Origin of the sequence: Mariniradius sediminis, from assembly GCF_021491425.1 — a bacterium.
Lineage (GTDB): Bacteria > Bacteroidota > Bacteroidia > Cytophagales > Cyclobacteriaceae > Mariniradius > Mariniradius saccharolyticus.
Map to the genome: position 1 here is coordinate 126111 of NZ_JAKEVZ010000011.1, position 16409 is coordinate 142519.

At 46.6% G+C, this 16409-nt stretch carries 13 protein-coding genes; 3 read left to right on the forward strand and 10 right to left on the reverse strand.

All coding sequences use genetic code 11. The annotated features are described in order from the left end of the window. Positions 1–77: 77 nt before the first annotated feature. Both L0U89_RS14725 and L0U89_RS14730 read right to left on the reverse strand, forming a co-directional pair. Entirely contained in the window at positions 78–818 is a 741-nt protein-coding gene (locus tag L0U89_RS14725) for a DUF3667 domain-containing protein (protein WP_234862211.1), read from the reverse strand. 353 nt (positions 819–1171) lie between these two features. Then, positions 1172–1579, reverse strand: a complete 408-nt coding sequence (locus L0U89_RS14730) for a DoxX family protein (protein WP_234862212.1) — start codon at positions 1577–1579, stop codon at positions 1172–1174. A gap of 96 nt (positions 1580–1675) precedes the next feature. Between L0U89_RS14730 and L0U89_RS14735 the strand changes: the two genes are divergently transcribed. Beyond that, complete coding sequence (locus L0U89_RS14735; RefSeq protein ID WP_234862213.1) at positions 1676–2026, forward strand: winged helix-turn-helix transcriptional regulator; 351 nt, start codon at positions 1676–1678, stop codon at positions 2024–2026. A gap of 644 nt (positions 2027–2670) precedes the next feature. Here the strand turns inward: L0U89_RS14735 and L0U89_RS14740 are convergent. From L0U89_RS14740 to L0U89_RS14770, 7 genes are all read right to left on the reverse strand, one after another. After that, entirely contained in the window at positions 2671–4956 is a 2286-nt protein-coding gene (locus tag L0U89_RS14740; protein ID WP_234862214.1) for a hypothetical protein, read from the reverse strand. Between the two features lie 268 nt (positions 4957–5224). Beyond that, positions 5225–6022, reverse strand: coding sequence for an SDR family NAD(P)-dependent oxidoreductase (locus L0U89_RS14745; RefSeq protein ID WP_234862215.1), 798 nt, complete (start codon positions 6020–6022; stop codon positions 5225–5227). Next, positions 6012–6995 (reverse strand): NAD-dependent epimerase/dehydratase family protein, encoded by a 984-nt coding sequence (locus L0U89_RS14750; protein ID WP_234862216.1) that lies wholly within the window; start codon positions 6993–6995, stop codon positions 6012–6014. The genes L0U89_RS14745 and L0U89_RS14750 overlap by 11 nt, the downstream gene beginning before the upstream one ends. Positions 6996–7109: 114 nt before the next feature. Then, complete coding sequence (locus L0U89_RS14755; protein ID WP_234862217.1) at positions 7110–8219, reverse strand: DUF6544 family protein; 1110 nt, start codon at positions 8217–8219, stop codon at positions 7110–7112. A gap of 416 nt (positions 8220–8635) precedes the next feature. Then, positions 8636–9145, reverse strand: coding sequence for a YcxB family protein (locus L0U89_RS14760; protein WP_234862218.1), 510 nt, complete (start codon positions 9143–9145; stop codon positions 8636–8638). Positions 9146–9524: 379 nt separating this feature from the next. After that, entirely contained in the window at positions 9525–9761 is a 237-nt protein-coding gene (locus tag L0U89_RS14765) for a hypothetical protein (protein ID WP_234862219.1), read from the reverse strand. A gap of 119 nt (positions 9762–9880) precedes the next feature. Further along, a complete protein-coding gene (locus tag L0U89_RS14770; RefSeq protein WP_234862220.1) occupies positions 9881–10744 on the reverse strand; it encodes a dienelactone hydrolase family protein in 864 nt (287 codons plus the stop codon). 199 nt (positions 10745–10943) lie between these two features. Here L0U89_RS14770 and L0U89_RS14775 point away from each other — a divergent pair, with 199 nt between their 5' ends. Beyond that, the gene (locus L0U89_RS14775; protein ID WP_234862221.1) at positions 10944–13658 is read left to right on the forward strand and encodes a M14 family metallopeptidase; all 2715 of its coding nucleotides are present in this window, start codon (positions 10944–10946) and stop codon (positions 13656–13658) included. Between the two features lie 640 nt (positions 13659–14298). Here L0U89_RS14775 and L0U89_RS14780 read toward each other — a convergent pair. Further along, positions 14299–14751: a GxxExxY protein gene (locus L0U89_RS14780; protein WP_234862222.1), complete on the reverse strand. Its 453-nt coding sequence runs from the start codon at positions 14749–14751 to the stop codon at positions 14299–14301. Between the two features lie 183 nt (positions 14752–14934). Between L0U89_RS14780 and L0U89_RS14785 the strand changes: the two genes are divergently transcribed. Further along, complete coding sequence (locus L0U89_RS14785) at positions 14935–16389, forward strand: PhoPQ-activated pathogenicity-related family protein (protein WP_234862223.1); 1455 nt, start codon at positions 14935–14937, stop codon at positions 16387–16389. Positions 16390–16409: the final 20 nt, after the last annotated feature.

The window sequence follows — 16409 nt, forward strand, 5'->3', positions numbered from 1 at the left end:
CAATATGAAAAGATAACGTTTTCCCGCGGTCTGGCATTTGTGTTTTGATCAAATTTCAACCTTGGCGCAGCATTTATTCACCACCTCACCACAAACGCGATCAAAAGGAAAAACACCAAATTAAAGAGCAGGTACAATAGATAGGACGCAGTAGATCGCAGCAAATTTCCCCATCGACTTCCCCTGGAAAAAAACTGCCAAAAGACCCAATAAGCGTAGCCGATCGAAAACACAAATGGAAACAACTCCAAGATGTAATAGTCGATCAACTTGCCCCCAATCGCGAAGACCGCGTAGAAAATCGCCTGCTGTCCGGTGACATAAGAGTTGAGGACGATGTGTTCGAGGTAGTTTTTCCCAAAACCATAAAAAGCCAGATAGGAAGCGAGCGAAAAAACCGGTAAAAGCAACAAGGCAGCGTAGGCGTAGTTTTGCGCCAGCCAAGTCACGATGTCGAGTAATTCAAAACCCGAAGTGGTTTCGGAAACTCCTGATCTGAGACCAGCGATAAAATCATCCAAATAAGTGTTTTGACCGGTGAGTTTCGTGACCAAAAAATACAGGGTCGACAAGGTAAGCACATAGGCGATCGGTTTGAAGTGGTTTTTCCTTTTGCCTTCGAGAAAATCATCGATACTCTGCCCCGGGCTTAGAAACAGTTCCCTGATGGTGAAAAACAGCCCTCGGTTGACTTGGAATAGACTTTCGGATATCTCTTGGACAATGCTGCCGAATGTAATTCGGGAAACGTTTGAATTTTGGCCGCATTGGCTACAAAAGTTCCCATCGATTTTATGTCCACAGTTTTTGCAGTGCATTTTTTTCCACGTTAGGATTGACCAAAATCTTTCATGAGACTGAAGTCTTCCCGTTTTTTAGACAATCTAAAAATAGACAAAATAAGGTCTTCATGTAACTGCACAATGGCATGGAAACTCAACTGGGGGATTACATTTTCGTCTTCCGCAGCCCAATTGGAGCGTGCAATGGCCAGCAAACGCAGAATTCAAACAATCAGCAAGTTTAAAGGGAGGTATTTCCAACGGTTACCCGAGTTGGTGCCCGATTTTTCAATCAGAGTAGCGAAAAAAAATCCCTTTGGGACGATTGGTCATGTCGACCCAAAGGAAAAATTGGTTTTGCCTTAGCCCAAGGAAAACAGCAATACCTGTTACTTTTTTGGTTGGATAGGAGCCTTCTTGAATCTTCCCCAAGCAACGAAAGCAGCGATAGCGAATAAAACAAGGTTTGCGATTGGCGATTCGCTATGCGCAACATGATATTGTGTTGCCAGGATCATAATAATTGCAAGTCCAGTGGCAGCAAGTGGTGTAAGGATTGGGAATAGACGCAGTGCCGAAGGTAAAATCAGTCCAATCGCTGCCAGCAATTCAGCAACGCCAATGAATTGAACCGTAGCCGGGTCGTAACTGGTAACGAAGGTCATTCCCATTTCCGCCAATTTTTCAACTGGAGAAGAAATCTTCAAAAATCCTGACATGCCAAATGCCAAGGCCAATAATACTTGTGCCACCCATAAACTGATGTGGAGTCCCTTTGAATGTTGATTGTTTGCCATTTTGTAGATTGATTTGGTTTGATCGTGCAAACATAATTACATTTGCTTTCCAAAAGTAAGCGGTTTCCTAAAAGTAAGCAGAATTAAAACGAATCAATGGCAAAAGAAAAACCAATGTCGGAAAACTGTTTGAAAGACATGTTGCCCATCCGCGATGCACTCGATGTCGTCAGCGGGAAATGGAAGATGATGATTCTTGTTTCCATCAAGCATAACAATAAACGCTTTCGTGATATCGAAAGAAGTATTCCGAAGATTAGTTCGAAGGTTCTTGCAAAAGAGTTGAAGGACTTGGAACAGCACAAATTGATCAAAAGAACTGTGTATGACGATTACCCTGTCTCCATAGAATACACAATGACTGAATATGCCATGTCCTTGGAAAAGGTGATGAATGAACTTCACACTTGGGGCCTCAATCACCGCAAAGAGATTCTCGGGAAATAGTTGGACTATTTTTGTGTTCATAAACGCTAGGTCGAAGGCTAATTTTGTCGCCAAAGGGTTGCCATTAATGCTGGACCGTTAAAAAAATCCCAGGCAGGTCAAGTGTGCCCGTTTCAGGGACTTGGTGAGTTTGACAAATTCAGTTCGAAGGTATTTCCTGAAGGGACCTAATTTCCTGTGCGCTAGGTAGAGGGAGTCTACTGCATTTCCCGACCGACGAACCGGTAGCTCAAAAAATCCTATGCATCTTTATAGAAGCCTATTTCCTTACTTCAAAGGCAGGTTACAAAACGGCAACAGATGTTGCCTTTGGCGCATAACACCCCAAAATCCAATAATCCAAACTCCATTCACTCCATCAGGGTCTTCGGCGAGAGCAAAAACTTCCGATAAATACGCATTTCTCCGTATTGGGAAAAGTGCTCCGCAACACCACTTTTGTGGACGATACAATGACTTTTTATGGATGATGCATTGGTAGGTTGTTTGCTTTTGTTCCTGGTCTCCCTTGTTTGGTTGATCGGGTACCATACACGCACCAATCGTGGTCATTATTGTCGTATGCAACAGCTGAAAGGTTTGTTTTATGCTTTGCTCAGCAAGCAAGAAGGGCTGCATCAAAAAACGGCCATTTCGAACGAAATTTATTCAACCCAAAGTGGAGTCCCTTCTTCCCATTTATTGTGAGTGAGCCGTATTCGGTCTTTTGTCTGAACGTTGTATGCCACGATTTCCCCATACATCTGCGGTGAAAAAATGATGGGTTGAATCAAAGCTTGTTCATCATTTATGCCGTATCCTTCGGTGGTATAAATTACCCATTCGCCATCGGGTGAGAAATGTGCATGTGCATTTTGTCCGCTGCCGATTGAAATGATTTCCGGCTCGGTCCAAGTACCATCGGGTTTTAAGCTCATGAGGAAAATGTCCATTGTTTTGTATTCGTGTTCCGTTCTTAGCCGGTCGGAAGAGAATACAATTTTATCGCCTTGTTTGGATATGGCTGGAAAATTATCCCGGTGGGAATCCTGAGTCAGATTTATGGTTTCGTCATTTGTTTTTAAGTAGATGTCAAAGTAACCGCTTCTGCCGCTCCTAAAAACCAATTTGCCGTCTTCACTGATATCTCCAAATCCATCATTGTACGGCGAGTCAGATAGTTTTTCAATAAGTCTGGTTTCAAAGTCATATTTCCAAAGGTCACCTTGCGTCCTTGCATTGGCTCGAAAGCTCCCTGTCGTGAAAATAAATGCTTTTCCATCATGGCTGACTTTGCTGTCCAATACTGAAAAATTTGCTGGATTTGTGTCGGATTCTTTCTCAAAAACAAATAGTTGCTTTTTTTCCCCTGTCACGTAATCAACTTGATAAAAATGCAAGGTAGAATTTACCATTTGATTGATAAAAACTGTACAGAATACTGAGAATAGTGATAATCCTCCGAAAAGAAAGCTGTATGACAGGGAAAGAATGTAGGCCTCGTTTCCGTTCCTCCTACTTCGAATCGCTCTTTTGTATGCCCACAAGGTTAAACCAAGCAAAACAATTGTCATCAAGCCCATTATCCACCGAATCGAACTGATAGGCATCGGGCTGATGGTATCTACCCAAAGGAAAGTGCCTCCTGTAATCAATCCAAAGACAATGGCCAATAGGCTGAACAAAAGAAATCTCCAAAACGAAATCTTTTTCCTATGTCTAACTCCTAAAAATAAGCCTGAAAGAAACATACCAAGCACAAGAATCGGGAGCCAAAAAACACCGTAGCCCAGTGGCTTGAGAAATTCCCAAAAACTTTGAATATCATTTGCGTCGTAGAAGAGTAAAGTATTTCCTTTTTGTGGGGGAGCCACAAAAGCCCTTCTTACTCCGTATACATTCACCTGCCGACCAGCGAATGAAACGGTGTCTGGAAGCTTAGCAAGAACATCTCCGTCAAAACCAAAATTTCCCGGTACCCCATGGTTGGCCGCATAGGGGCCACCGTGAAACACCATCGTGCCATTCAGATGACTGTCTAAATTGAACATCAAATCGGGGCCGTTGGAAATCAAAGGAGTAATTTCTTTCGAATTAGGGTCAAACTTCATGACTTTGAAGTCTTTCTCATTCTGCCAAGTCGTAAATACGATGGTCCCATCCGGCAGATAGTCTGGCGAAACAGCCGGTCCGGAAAACTCGATGATTTGATGTTGATTGGATCCGTCAGCATCCATTTCAAAAATTGAATTCTGACCATTTCGGCCCGAATAAAAAATGATCTTTGCTCCATCGGCTGACCATCTCGGACTGCCGTCCCAGAATTCCGAATTAGTCAGCCGAGTGGGGTTTTCGCCAGATATGTCTACCGAATATATATCTCCTATTCGCTGACGGGCGAATGGAAATTGGGGGTGTGGGACTATCTCGTGATCCCTGTCACTGCTAAAGGCAATTCGCTGTCCATCCGGTGAAAATGCGGGCCGAAAATCCCCACTTGGGTGGTTGGTCAGATTTTTGGCTATTTCGATATCCTGAATCGAGTCGGGAAGAAAAGGGATGAGATAAATTTCTGAGTTTCCTTCATGGGAAGCCACAAATGCTAATTGACTGCCATCAGGCGAAAATGTTGCCTGATCCTGAAAGGACTTGCTTTTGATCAAAAGCGAAGGAGGGTAGTTCCCATCGATGGCCTGTACATAGAGTTGAGGTATGCCTGACCTTTCGGACGTAAATACAACCCATTTACCATCCGGACTTATAACGGCATCATAATCTAAAGAAGGATTGTCAGTGAAATTTTTATAACTTTTTCCTTTGTCTTTTGAAAGGTATATATCCCAACCTTGTGGGCTAAACGTCGAATAGAAGATCCTTTCGAGAGACTGTCCAAAGCTATTGCTAAAAAGGGCAAAGGTCAGCAGGAGAGAATGGCAGATGCTTTGTTTCATTCAGTTATAAATTAGTTGATAACATTCTGTTTTTCAATTAATTGTAGAAATTAAGCCTTTCTGGTATTTATTCAAAGACATTGTCGATATTCCTGCATTTTACACGCGTGGATTTTCGCCACCAAGGTTCTCCACGCGACCCGATTTTTGGACAAATATGTCCCTTCGATTTCCTGCCAAAAAAGGAATCTATTCACTTGCTGACAATGTTTTGGTTTCCCGGACCGGTTGGATCCATCCATCCCTATTAATATCAAGCAGGGCTTACCTATCCTTTTTTATCCAGTTGCTTCATCGAATTCATGATCAGCTTCTTGCTGATGACGGGAGGTATGGCAGAGGAAAAGACATGCAATATCCTATTCAACCTGCCCGGAATGATGATTTCTTTTCCTTTCAGCGCCTTGTCCATCGTGTAACGGGCCACTTCCCTGGGATGTACCAGCATCTGCTGCGAAAACCAGTTCAAATCACGGTGCAGCATATAGTTGTTGATATTGGTGGTCATCGGGCCGGGGCATAGGGAGCTGACATGTACGCCAAAGCGGTTGATCTCCATATTCAATGCCTGTGAATATTGTCTGACGAAACCTTTCGTGGCCGAATAGCAGGTCTTTCGCGGAAGCGTGTAGAATCCGCCCAAACTGCTTACGTTGATGATATGGGATTGCGGATGCTTTTTCAATTCAGGCAGCAAGGCACTGGTCAGCGAGACATAGGAGATGCAATTGACCTCAACCATCTTGCGCATGTAGTCGCTGTCTGTATTTTCAAAAAAATCATTCTGGGGAAGTCCAGCATTGTTCACCAGCAGGCTTACAGCCATTCCCTCGTTCCTCACCCGCTGCAACAGCTGCGCAGGAGCCTCGGGAGCGGTCAAGTCCAAGGCGATGGATTTCACCTGCACAGGATAGTTTTCCTGCAGAAACCGCTCCAGGTTCTCCGGATGGGCGGCAGGCAGGTCAACGAGGAGAAGATTATAGCCGCGCTCGGCACATTCGAGTGCAAAGGAAGTGCCCAGTCCACCGCAGGCACCGGTGATGATGGCGTATGTATTATTTTCCATGGTTTTGTCCTTGAATTGATTCAATCGTTCTGCGCAGGCCCTCTGACAGCGGTATCGGCCGATAGCCGAGTTCCTTAACAGCTTTTTCTATCGACAGCATGCGGTTGGAATACAGCTTGCCCACCATAGGGCTGGTCACGCAGGGCGCCCGGCCCGAGACGCGCGTAATCACGTCCGATAAAGCCGCCACCGCTTTCATGACTCCTTGTGGCATTCCGAAGCTTTTTCGTTTGAGTCTCAGTTGGGATTCGAGGACGCTGTAAAAGCTGTTGTAGCTGTGGTTCTCACCGCCAAGAATATAGCGCTCACCGGGTTTCCCCTTTTCCATAGCCAGGATATGCCCATCCGCCACATCGTCGACAAAAGCATAATTGGCCGAGTAGGAACCATCGCCGGGCACAAAGTAAAACCGGCGCTTCAGGTAGCCCTTGACGAGGTTGTTCACCGGGTTGTTACCCACCAAGCTCGGTCCATAGACACGGGGCGGGTTGACGGCCACCGTCTCAAACCCCGGTCGGGATGCTTTTAGTACCATTTGCTCTGCCATAAATTTCGAGGCGGCATAATCATCGTCCAAAGGTTCCAAGAGGGGATCATTTTCCCTGACTGGGTTTTTGACGGATCCGCTGATCACCGATGCGGTGGAGGTAAATACCAGTCGCTTGACCCCGGCCCGTTGTGCTGCCCGCAGTAGGTGTTCCGTCGCAGTTACATTGGTGGTAAAAAATGCGTTTTTATCCGGATGCCACATGCGCGCCAAGGCAGCCATATGGTACACCTGCGGGCAGCCTTGAAGCAATTCGACAATCCTATCCTCATCGTCCAAAGTGCCCTTTACCCAGCGCAGGGATGGATGCTCAATAGGGGGGTGATCCTGCCGATAGAGGGCGACTACGGTTTGCCCTTTATCGATTAGGCGCTGAACAAGACGGCAACCAATGTAGCCAGTTCCTCCGGTGACAAATACGTTCATAGCAAAAAGGTTTATTTATTGGTATATTCAAATCGGATGGCTCGATGACCTCTTCTCAGGAGCCAAAATTTTTCACTTCCAAATGACCACTATCAATACCAGCCAGCACGTAATTCAATCCCAAGCTCCTTCCTTGGCCCGCTCGTTGTACCGAATCTCAGTGACTTCCAACTTGAGCCAGGTCCATTCATCCGCATCGAGTTTCCAGGTTGCGGTCATTTTCGTAGGCACCCGGATACCTTCAAAGACCCCGAAATCCTCAATTTCCATGACCCATTCATGCCGCTGCGCATTTTCCTTACTGCCTTGGAAACGCCAAGCCACAAACTTTTTCACATCTCCATTTACATCGAAATAGAAAATCCCGCTTCCTTCGGTTCCATTAAACGACATCGTCGCCTTGGCCGAAGTGTCATCGATCGCTTCCCAGCGTACATGGGGACTGAGGGCCAGGGATGGAAACCAAACCATTTCGCCGAGATAGCGCTGAAGAGAGCCTTCGTCCAACTTTTCGCCTTGCGCATTTACCACATTTACCAGGGAATTCAGCTTGATGAGCATTTCGCCTTTGCCGTTTTCGAACTTGTCTCTGCCGCGGAAGCCAAATAAAGGGTTCATCCGAACATCCACCGTCCAAATAAATCCGGGCTTATCGATCGTCGTGTACTGAAGCGCGGAAGCTTTCATCCAATCCTGGCCCGGTTTCATCTGCATTTCGGCTCGCTGCACCACTTTTCCAAGGCTTTGGAAGGGTTTTCCGATTGCGCCCGACCGCCGCAGCCAGTTTTTGACCGCTTTCGGTAAATCACGGATGGCTTCTTCGCTCAGAGTTTGGGTAATATTTTGCTTGTTGTCGCTCAATATCCGCCCCCTTTCTTCTTGGACTATTTGATCGAATCTATATTGCCCCATTTGTACCAGGGAGACAACGAGGATGATGACATTGGGAATTGTGCCAAACTTGGCATCTTTCCAAAACAGGATGATCAGCACCTGGGATGCAAGTACTGCGATGAGTCCAATGATCCAGCCGTATTTGACCTTGTCCAAAAAGAGAATGGCATATGCCAGCAAGAAAATAGCCGCGGCGAGCCAAGCCACACCCATCGGTTTCGAAATAGGAAGACTCAATTCACGTACTTCCTTGAAGCCAAAACCTTTAATAAATCCGAGCAGGTGGATCAGGGCGTGTAGGAGGACGATCGTAAAAAATGCAACTCCCATAGTTTCTTAAGGATTTAAGTTTTTGGGGTACCAGATCTAGGTCAGAAAATTCAATCGCCTCAATTCGGATTCGGGTACGCTTCAGACCCACACTTAAAAATAACAAATTCAATTGGCTTCCAAAAGCGGAAAAATCCTTCATCGTCGAATGATAAACTTTCTTTACGACATTTTTGTGGGTGACCGGGATACAGGGAAGGACGTGAGGCCTGTATTCCAAGCGCTACCTTAGGTCATAGGAGGGCGCAGCTCTTCAGAGAAATCTGGCGAAGCCGTCTACCCGACTGGGCGCTGGCCGTTTTGTCGACAGTTTAAATTTAACTAGTAGTTGTCCTCTGACGAATTATTTTACTCAATCATTACCTAGTCTATCATTCACATTAAGGTCAGTCGAAACGGTCAGCTCACGATGTTTTCTATTTAAAGCTCTTTTTTAATTGTGGGATATCTTTGACAAGTCCTTTGATTGTTTCAATCTGATTGTCGCTGATGTCACGTCTTGGAATAACGTTCGCAACCTGTCGTGTTTGCCAAATCAAAAACCAACTTTTTGTAGTCGATAGTTCATATATTTTGTCCCACGAAAACTTAGAGTGAAATGACTCGCCGGAAATTGAAATTTGGTCTTTGTCGAATTCGTACTCAATCTTTTCATTAATGATCTTATTCGACTCATAATTTTTTCGAGCGGTTCGAAATACAGAATATGGTGGAAGAATCGTCATCGCAAGAGCCAATGCAAAGGGAATAGCCGGAAACTGATTAAAGAAAGGCATCTCAGTAAGGTAACTGAAACCTATTATGAGTAAAAGAATTGCCCCAATTGCCAAAGAGACTTTTGTTCCAGTCTTCCTGTAAAGAAAGTAGAAGTTTACTTTTCTAAAGTCCTCAAATGTCAGTTTGGTTGTTACTCTTAGGTTATCCATGATTCAAAATGCCTTTTTAGATTATAACTCGTCAGTTAATTACATGCCCGAACTGGCTGCACACAACTGTAGCGGATGTTTTTCGATTATCTAAACTTAAACCTAAAAGTCTAAACATCCAATTCATCGATTGGGCTTTTAACTTGGTCAAATCCTTCGGTTGTTGGCAGGCAATTGTTGAGCATTCTCGCGGGTTGATTTTCGGTCGGCAAAACTTCCTTGCCCGAATGCTACAGACTTCCTTATTGAGCGTAACTCGTGATTCGACGTCTATGCCTACCCACCTTAGGAAGGGCCATTATTCCTTTTTGGAATTCTGCATATGCTAAAGCAACCGCTCTGCTTCTTGGTACTTAGTACGTTGTACTTGGTTCCTCCTTCACCCCACAATCACCCCACCATCATCCAAGTGACATCCCAGTACCACCCGACTCCCGCCCGATGCTTGTCCAGTCTTTCTCCAGTCCATACCCAGTGCATGTCCAGTCCATCTCCAGTTGGGCAATGTGCTTTCGATGTGCGATAACAGGAGAAAACCTGCCGTATTCAGGAAACTGGATCTATTCCCAGTATCAAAAAAAAGGCTTCCTGCTTTTGGGCAGGAGGCGTCTTCCATTTTTTCCTCTCAGTCTCCAGCCAGAAAATCCCAACCCCTCAATCTTCCAACCTTTTAACTTTCTAACCTTTTAACCTTTCAATCTTTCAATCTTCCAATTTTCCAATTTTCTAAATCTCTCACTCAAACTTCCCCTTCAAATACGCCAAGGCCATGCCATAAGCTTCCTTGGTCAGTGCAGGGTCATGCTTGGGGTTGGACGGGTTGGCAAAGCCGTGCACGCCCGGGAAAATCTTGTATTCGAGGTCTTTTCCGGCCGTTTTCATCGCTGCGGCAAACTCCTCCACCACGGTCTTGGAGATATACTCCTCTGTCGCAAAAAGGCCCAATACATCGGAATTCAGCTTTTTGAGTTGCTCGACATCGCGTACGGGCATGCCGTAGTAGATGATGGAACCCACGTTTTGTTTGTCAAGCAGTAGGGCAGACTTCAGGGACCAAGCCCCGCCAAAGCACCACCCGACATTGGCGATCTGGGCCTTTTTGCCTGCCAGGTTTTTGGCACCGAGGACAATGCTTTCGAGGCGCTTTTCGTCCGTACCGCGCATGTAGCCACCGGCTTCTTGGGGATTGCTGGTGACCTTGCCGTCGTACATGTCAAGGGCAATCACGTTGACTTTGCCGCCAAGGTCATTGTAGAATTTGTCGGCTTCAGCCTTGATTTGGTCGTTGAGGCCCCACCACTCCTGGAATACAAAGAGCCATTGATCCGATTTTTTGGAGGCTTTGATCAGGTAGCCGCTCGCGGTTTTGCCATCCGGAGTAGGGAAGGAGGTCATTTCCCCCAAGCCTACAAAGTCCATGGCGAGTGGTGCAGGGTGGAATTTCATAAATTCCGGATCATCCACAAATGCCAGCATCTCGGAAGGGCCGGTATGGCATAGCGTGATATCGGTGTCCAAGGGCTTCTCCGTAGGCATAGCCGTCGGTAAGCCCAATAATCCGATCAGGATTAGGTTCAGGTAAAGAATGAGTTTTTGCATAGTATAAATGTTGTTAATGGTAACAGTAAATCTTCCTTCTTGTTTGCCGGGAAATTTGAAAATAGGCTTTTGACAAATTTACAAAATGCTAAGCGTAACAGAGAACCAATCAAACCCGATTATGTCCGATCACGGTCGGACTTTTGGGTGCTTTGCCAACTTGGCTTAACTTGTGGGAAATAGCATCAACCGGACTAAAATGAGAAAAAACTACTTCCTCACGGCATGGCTTTGGGCATTGGCCGTGTCCATGAGTTTTGCGCAGCGCATCCCCACTCCCAAAGAGCACTTTGGATTTGAGATCGGGGAGGATTACAAACTGGCCACCTACACGGCCACGGACGCCTATTTCAGGAAACTGGCGGAACTCTCCGACAGGGTCAAATTTGTGGAAATTGGGCCTACGGAAGAGGGCAGGCAGATGCCCATGATGATCATCACTTCCCCCGAGAACCACAAGAAGCTCGACCGCTACAAAGAAATCTCCCAACTCCTTGGTCGGGCAGAAATCAGCGAGGCAGAGGCCAAAAAGCTTGTCGTCGAGGGGAAGCCTGTGGTTTGGATCGATGGGGGTCTGCACTCCACGGAGACGGTAGGTTCGCACCAGCTCATCCCGACCTACTATGAATTGGTAAGCAGCAATGATCCCGAGATCCTGCGGTTTCTCGATGACCTGATCATCCTGATGGTCCAAGTCAATCCCGATGGTCAGGAGATAGTCACCAATTGGTACATGGGTCCCACGGATCTGAAAAAACGCAACATGAACACGCCCTACATGTACCAAAAGTACGTCGGCCACGACAACAACCGGGACTTTTTCATGATGAACATGAAGGAAACCACCAATACTTCCCTGCAGCAGTATGTGGAGTGGCTTCCCCAGATCATCTACAACCACCATCAGACCTCCCCTGCGGGTACCGTCGTTGCGGGCCCACCTTACAGGGATCCATTCAACCATGTCTTTGATCCCCTGATCATGACCTCCTTGGATGGGGTCGGCGCCGCGATGATCAACCGACTCAATGCCGAGGGAAGGCCCGGATATACCCGTTTGGGTGGTTCTGTGTTTTCCTCTTGGTGGAATGGTGGCCTCCGCACTACGCCGTATTTCCACAACATGATCGGGATTTTGACCGAAATTACGGGTGGTCCGACTCCTTCGGAAATTCCCTTGGTACCCGAGCGCCTGATTCCGACACATGCTACTCCTTTCCCGATTGAGCCGCAGAAGTGGAGCTTCAAGCAGTCCATCGACTATTCGGTTTCCCTCAACATGGCCATTTTGGATTTCGCTTCGCGAAATGCCGATGCCTTGCTTTACAATTTTTACAAAATGGGTAAAAACAGCATCGATCGCGGCAACATGGATCATTGGACCAAGTATCCAAAAAGATCCGCTGCGGTACAGGCGGCCTTTGAAAAGTCGAAGGAAAGGAAAAGCGCTGATGACCCTGAGATGGCCTATTATGGCATGCGCTCAGGTCTGCCTGTGCAGTTCTTCGATTCGGTATTCCGCGATCCGAATCTGCGTGATCCAAGAGGGTATATCCTCCCTGCAGACCAAGCGGATTTTGGCACTGCCACGAGATTTGTCAATGCCCTGATCAAATCTGGCATCAAAGTGCACAAAGCCTCAGCCGCATTCACAGTCAATGGCAAAAACTATCCAGCAGGTTCCTATGTGGTCAAATCGGCCCAGGCATTCCGTCCACATGTCTTGGATATGTTTGAGCCGCAGGATCACCCCAACGACTTCCAATATCCGGGAGGACCTCCGATCCGTCCTTACGATGCTGCAGGCTGGTCCTTGGCCCTGCAGATGGGCGTGGAGTTTGACAGGATTTTGGAAGGTTTCGACGGACCGTTTGAGGCGATTCCTTATGGACAGGTGCAGGCTTTTGCGCCAGGTAAGTTGCCAAGTGGATCTGGATTCTTGATCGATGCACGGGCAAACAATGCCTTCATTGCCGTCAATGACCTGCTGAAATCCGGCGTGGATGTCTATAGAACCACATCTGCGACTTCTGGAATGCCCGCAGGAAGTTTCCATGTATCGGGAGGCAAGGCGGTTTTGGACAAGGCTGCGAAAGAATTTGGCGTGAAGATGGTCGCATCTTCAAGACCTTCTGGATCAGTGAAAATCAAACCTGCAAGGATCGCCTTGTTTGACCACTACGGCGGCTCCATGCCATCGGGTTGGGTGCGCTGGATGATGGAGCAGTATCATTTCCCCTTCCAGGTCATCTATTCGCAGGAGATCGACAACGGAAACCTGAAATCAAAATATGATGTAATCCTCTTCATCGGTGCAGGTGCGCCCGGCACCATTAGAAGTTGGGGCGGTATGCCAAAAGCTGAAGACATCGATGCCCAATACCACAAGTTGCTGGGTGTATTGACCAAAGACAAGTCGGTACCGCAATTGAAGAAGTTTATGGAGGACGGAGGACATGTCGTTGCGGTCGGCGCGAGTACTTCTTTTGCCTTCGATTTGGGGCTTCCAGTAAGCAATGCCCTTGTGGAAAAACTGCAAGATGGTCGTGAAAGGCCGCTTCCTGGAGACAAGTTTTACGTACCGGGAAGTATCCTGAAGGCACAATTGGACAGCAGCAGCCCCGCCAATTGGGGCATGGGCAGCACAGCCAATATGGTGTTTAACAACAGCCCGGTGTTTACCTTGGCTCCAAGTGCTGCGATTCAAGGTGTAAAGCCCATTGCTTGGTTTGGGACAGATTCTCCTTTGGTATCCGGTTGGGCATGGGGAGAAGGTTACTTGAAAAATGGGGTGGTGGCTTTTGAGGCACCGATCGGAAAAGGTAAGTTCTATGCCTTCGGTCCTGAAATAACCTTCCGCGCCCAGGCACACAATACCTTCAAGATGCTGTTCAACCAGCTGTATTTGAAATAGTAATTAGACGATTTTAGCTTTGGAGAAGGCAAAAACCTGTGGAGTCACATCGACTCGCCGGGTTTTTGCCTTTTTCCTTTACCACTGATTTTGAACCATAAAAGAGGTCAAAAGGGATTAAAAGTTTCAGGCGTCTTTTGTCTTCTTTTGTCGCTTTTGTGGTTCGTAATCTAAGCCTTACTCATTCGTCCGAGTCAATGGAGATTCCGAAAATGCCACTTGGCGATGGCGCATGGAACGAGAAAGGTGATTTTAACCACAAAATAGATCAAAAGGGCTTGAATTCTTTTGTTGTCTTTTGTCCCTTTTGTGGTTGACTTTGTTTGGAATCCTTCCTCAAAATCATCAAACAAGCGGGGAGGGTTTTTCGTGATAGGGCAATGGACTAAAGTGAATTTTGGACCACAAAAGAGATCAAAAGTTTCCTGTGCCTTTTGTTTTCCTTTGTCGATTTTGTGGTTCGAATTCTAAACCCCACTCATTCGCCCGAGTCAATGGAGATTCCGAAAATGCCACTTGGCGTCGGCGCATGGAACGAGAAAGGTGATTTTAACCACAAAAGAGATCAAAAAGCAAAAAAAAAGACTTGAATTCTTTTGTCTTCTTTTGTCGCTTTTGTGGTTCGTATTCTAAGCCTCACTCATTCGTCCAAATCATTGAAAAGTTGATTCACGTAGGTCTTTTGTCCGTCTGGGTAAAGTTGTGCTACATTGAAATTGAACATGATTCCCTTTGGCGCATTCAGAAGTTTCATGTAAGTCATAAGTTTAGCCTCGTCGTACGGTTCGACTGCCTTCACAGACTTCAACTCGACGACAATGCATTCTTCCACATACAAGTCGCATCGCAGATTAGTCGCCATATTGATGCCTTTGTAGTGGATCGGAATGTTCATTTCCGAAAGAAAATTTAATCCTCGAAGCCGAAGCTCGTGCTTCATGCATTCGTGGTAAATTGATTCCAATAATCCCGGCCCGAGATGCTTGTGGACTTCGATTGCAGCGCCGTTGATTTTGTAGGTCAGGTTTCTGAGATCGGATTTGGAATACATCATGGCTGTAGTCGGATGAGGATTGTTGCTGGAAATAGACATTTGAAACTAATAATAAAAAGTTAATTTTTATCTAGTCTACCTTATATAAATCAATAGTTTGAGCTACCTACGATTCCTTATTCAAGCAATGATGATCCAAGGAATGATTAGCTGATTTCGATCTTTACCTTAGCAAACCTTTTTTTCCTATCTTAACTTCCCAATTCATACAACGGTAAACCCATGAAACACAAACTTCAACTGTCCCGCTTTGGCATCCTGATTTGGATTGCTGCGATACTACTTTTTAGCCAATGCAAGCCACAGGCAAAGGAAATCATGTCTGAGCCGTTGGCCGAAAGGTCAATGACGTTGCTTAAGGATTATGTCCACGCACCTGACCCCGACTTTCGCTATGAAATGGTCCACAGCAACTCTACGGAAACCTATGACTATGTAGTACTCAAAATGGTATCCCAAAATTGGCTTACGAAAGATATTGTCAACGAAACGGAGTGGTGGCATTGGGTCTCTGTTGTGATTCCCAAGGATACACCCCACCAAACGGGCTTGATGTGGATTGGGGGTGGTAGCAAGGATTCGAAGATGCCAACCGAACCGGCGGCTTTGGTTCTAGAGACAGCGCAACGCACCAACTCGATCGTGGCAGAAATCCACAACGTGCCCTTCCAGCCGGTCGTATTTGCGAATGACACCTTCGGCGAGCGGTATGAGGATGCCATTATTGCCTATGGCTGGAGGAAGTTTTTGGAAGGAGGAGCCAAGGATGAAGATGCGATTTGGTTGGCGAGGCTGCCGATGACCAAAGCCGTGAAGTTGGCCATGGATGTCGCGACCGAAGTGGCTGGGCAAAAGGGTAAAACCCTGGACAAATTTGTGGTCGCTGGCGCATCCAAACGTGGTTGGACCACGTGGACCACGGCGGCGGTCGACGACAGGGTAGTGGCTTTTGTTCCGATTGTGATCGACTTGCTCAATATCCAACCTTCCTTTCAGCACCATTGGAGAAATTATGGATTCTGGGCGCCTGCGGTCGAAGATTATGAGCGGGAGGGAATCATGGACTGGCAGGGAAGTGCCGAGTACGAGCGCCTGTTGGAGATTACCGAGCCATATTCTTTTTTGGAGGCCTATGCCAACAAACCCAAGCTCTTGATCAATGCCGCAGGGGACCAGTTTTTTCTCCCGGACAGCTGGAAGTTCTATTGGGATAGCCTCCCCGGCGAAAAGCACCTGCAATACGTCCCCAACTTTGGACATGATCTTCGGGAGTCTGACGCGCTGCCAAACATGATCTCATTCTACGCTTCCGTCCTTAACAAGGCCACGAGACCTTCCTATTCATGGAATATCGAGGGGGACAAGATACTCGTCCAAACAGACCCGAATCAAAAGCCTGCTTCTATCAAGCTTTGGTCTGCGACCAACCCTGATGCAAGGGATTTCAGAATCGACGTATTGGGGCCAAAGTGGACGTCTACCGAGATTTTGGTCAATGAAAAAGGTACTTACGAGATCGCCATGAAGCAGCCAGAAAAAGGGTACACTGCCTATTTTGTGGAAATCACATTTCCTGGACAGGCGCCCATTAAACTGACTACGGGAGTTGAAGTATTGCCACGGACTTATCCTTTTGAATCTTTTGAATCGGAGAATCCCATGGGCACACAGCAATGATTCCAAACTCTAGGAAAACA

Excerpts from the sequence above, each read along its gene's own strand:
- L0U89_RS14725 (WP_234862211.1), bottom strand. The coding sequence starts at position 818 with ATGCACTGCAAAAACTGTGGACATAAAATCGATGGGAACTTTTGTAGC.
- L0U89_RS14730 (WP_234862212.1), bottom strand. The coding sequence starts at position 1,579 with ATGGCAAACAATCAACATTCAAAGGGACTCCACATCAGTTTATGGGTG.
- L0U89_RS14735 (WP_234862213.1), top strand. The coding sequence starts at position 1,676 with ATGGCAAAAGAAAAACCAATGTCGGAAAACTGTTTGAAAGACATGTTG.
- L0U89_RS14740 (WP_234862214.1), bottom strand. The coding sequence starts at position 4,956 with ATGAAACAAAGCATCTGCCATTCTCTCCTGCTGACCTTTGCCCTTTTT.
- L0U89_RS14745 (WP_234862215.1), bottom strand. The coding sequence starts at position 6,022 with ATGGAAAATAATACATACGCCATCATCACCGGTGCCTGCGGTGGACTG.
- L0U89_RS14750 (WP_234862216.1), bottom strand. The coding sequence starts at position 6,995 with ATGAACGTATTTGTCACCGGAGGAACTGGCTACATTGGTTGCCGTCTT.
- L0U89_RS14755 (WP_234862217.1), bottom strand. The coding sequence starts at position 8,219 with ATGGGAGTTGCATTTTTTACGATCGTCCTCCTACACGCCCTGATCCAC.
- L0U89_RS14760 (WP_234862218.1), bottom strand. The coding sequence starts at position 9,145 with ATGGATAACCTAAGAGTAACAACCAAACTGACATTTGAGGACTTTAGA.
- L0U89_RS14765 (WP_234862219.1), bottom strand. The coding sequence starts at position 9,761 with ATGGAAGACGCCTCCTGCCCAAAAGCAGGAAGCCTTTTTTTTGATACT.
- L0U89_RS14770 (WP_234862220.1), bottom strand. The coding sequence starts at position 10,744 with ATGCAAAAACTCATTCTTTACCTGAACCTAATCCTGATCGGATTATTG.
- L0U89_RS14775 (WP_234862221.1), top strand. The coding sequence starts at position 10,944 with ATGAGAAAAAACTACTTCCTCACGGCATGGCTTTGGGCATTGGCCGTG.
- L0U89_RS14780 (WP_234862222.1), bottom strand. The coding sequence starts at position 14,751 with ATGTCTATTTCCAGCAACAATCCTCATCCGACTACAGCCATGATGTAT.
- L0U89_RS14785 (WP_234862223.1), top strand. The coding sequence starts at position 14,935 with ATGAAACACAAACTTCAACTGTCCCGCTTTGGCATCCTGATTTGGATT.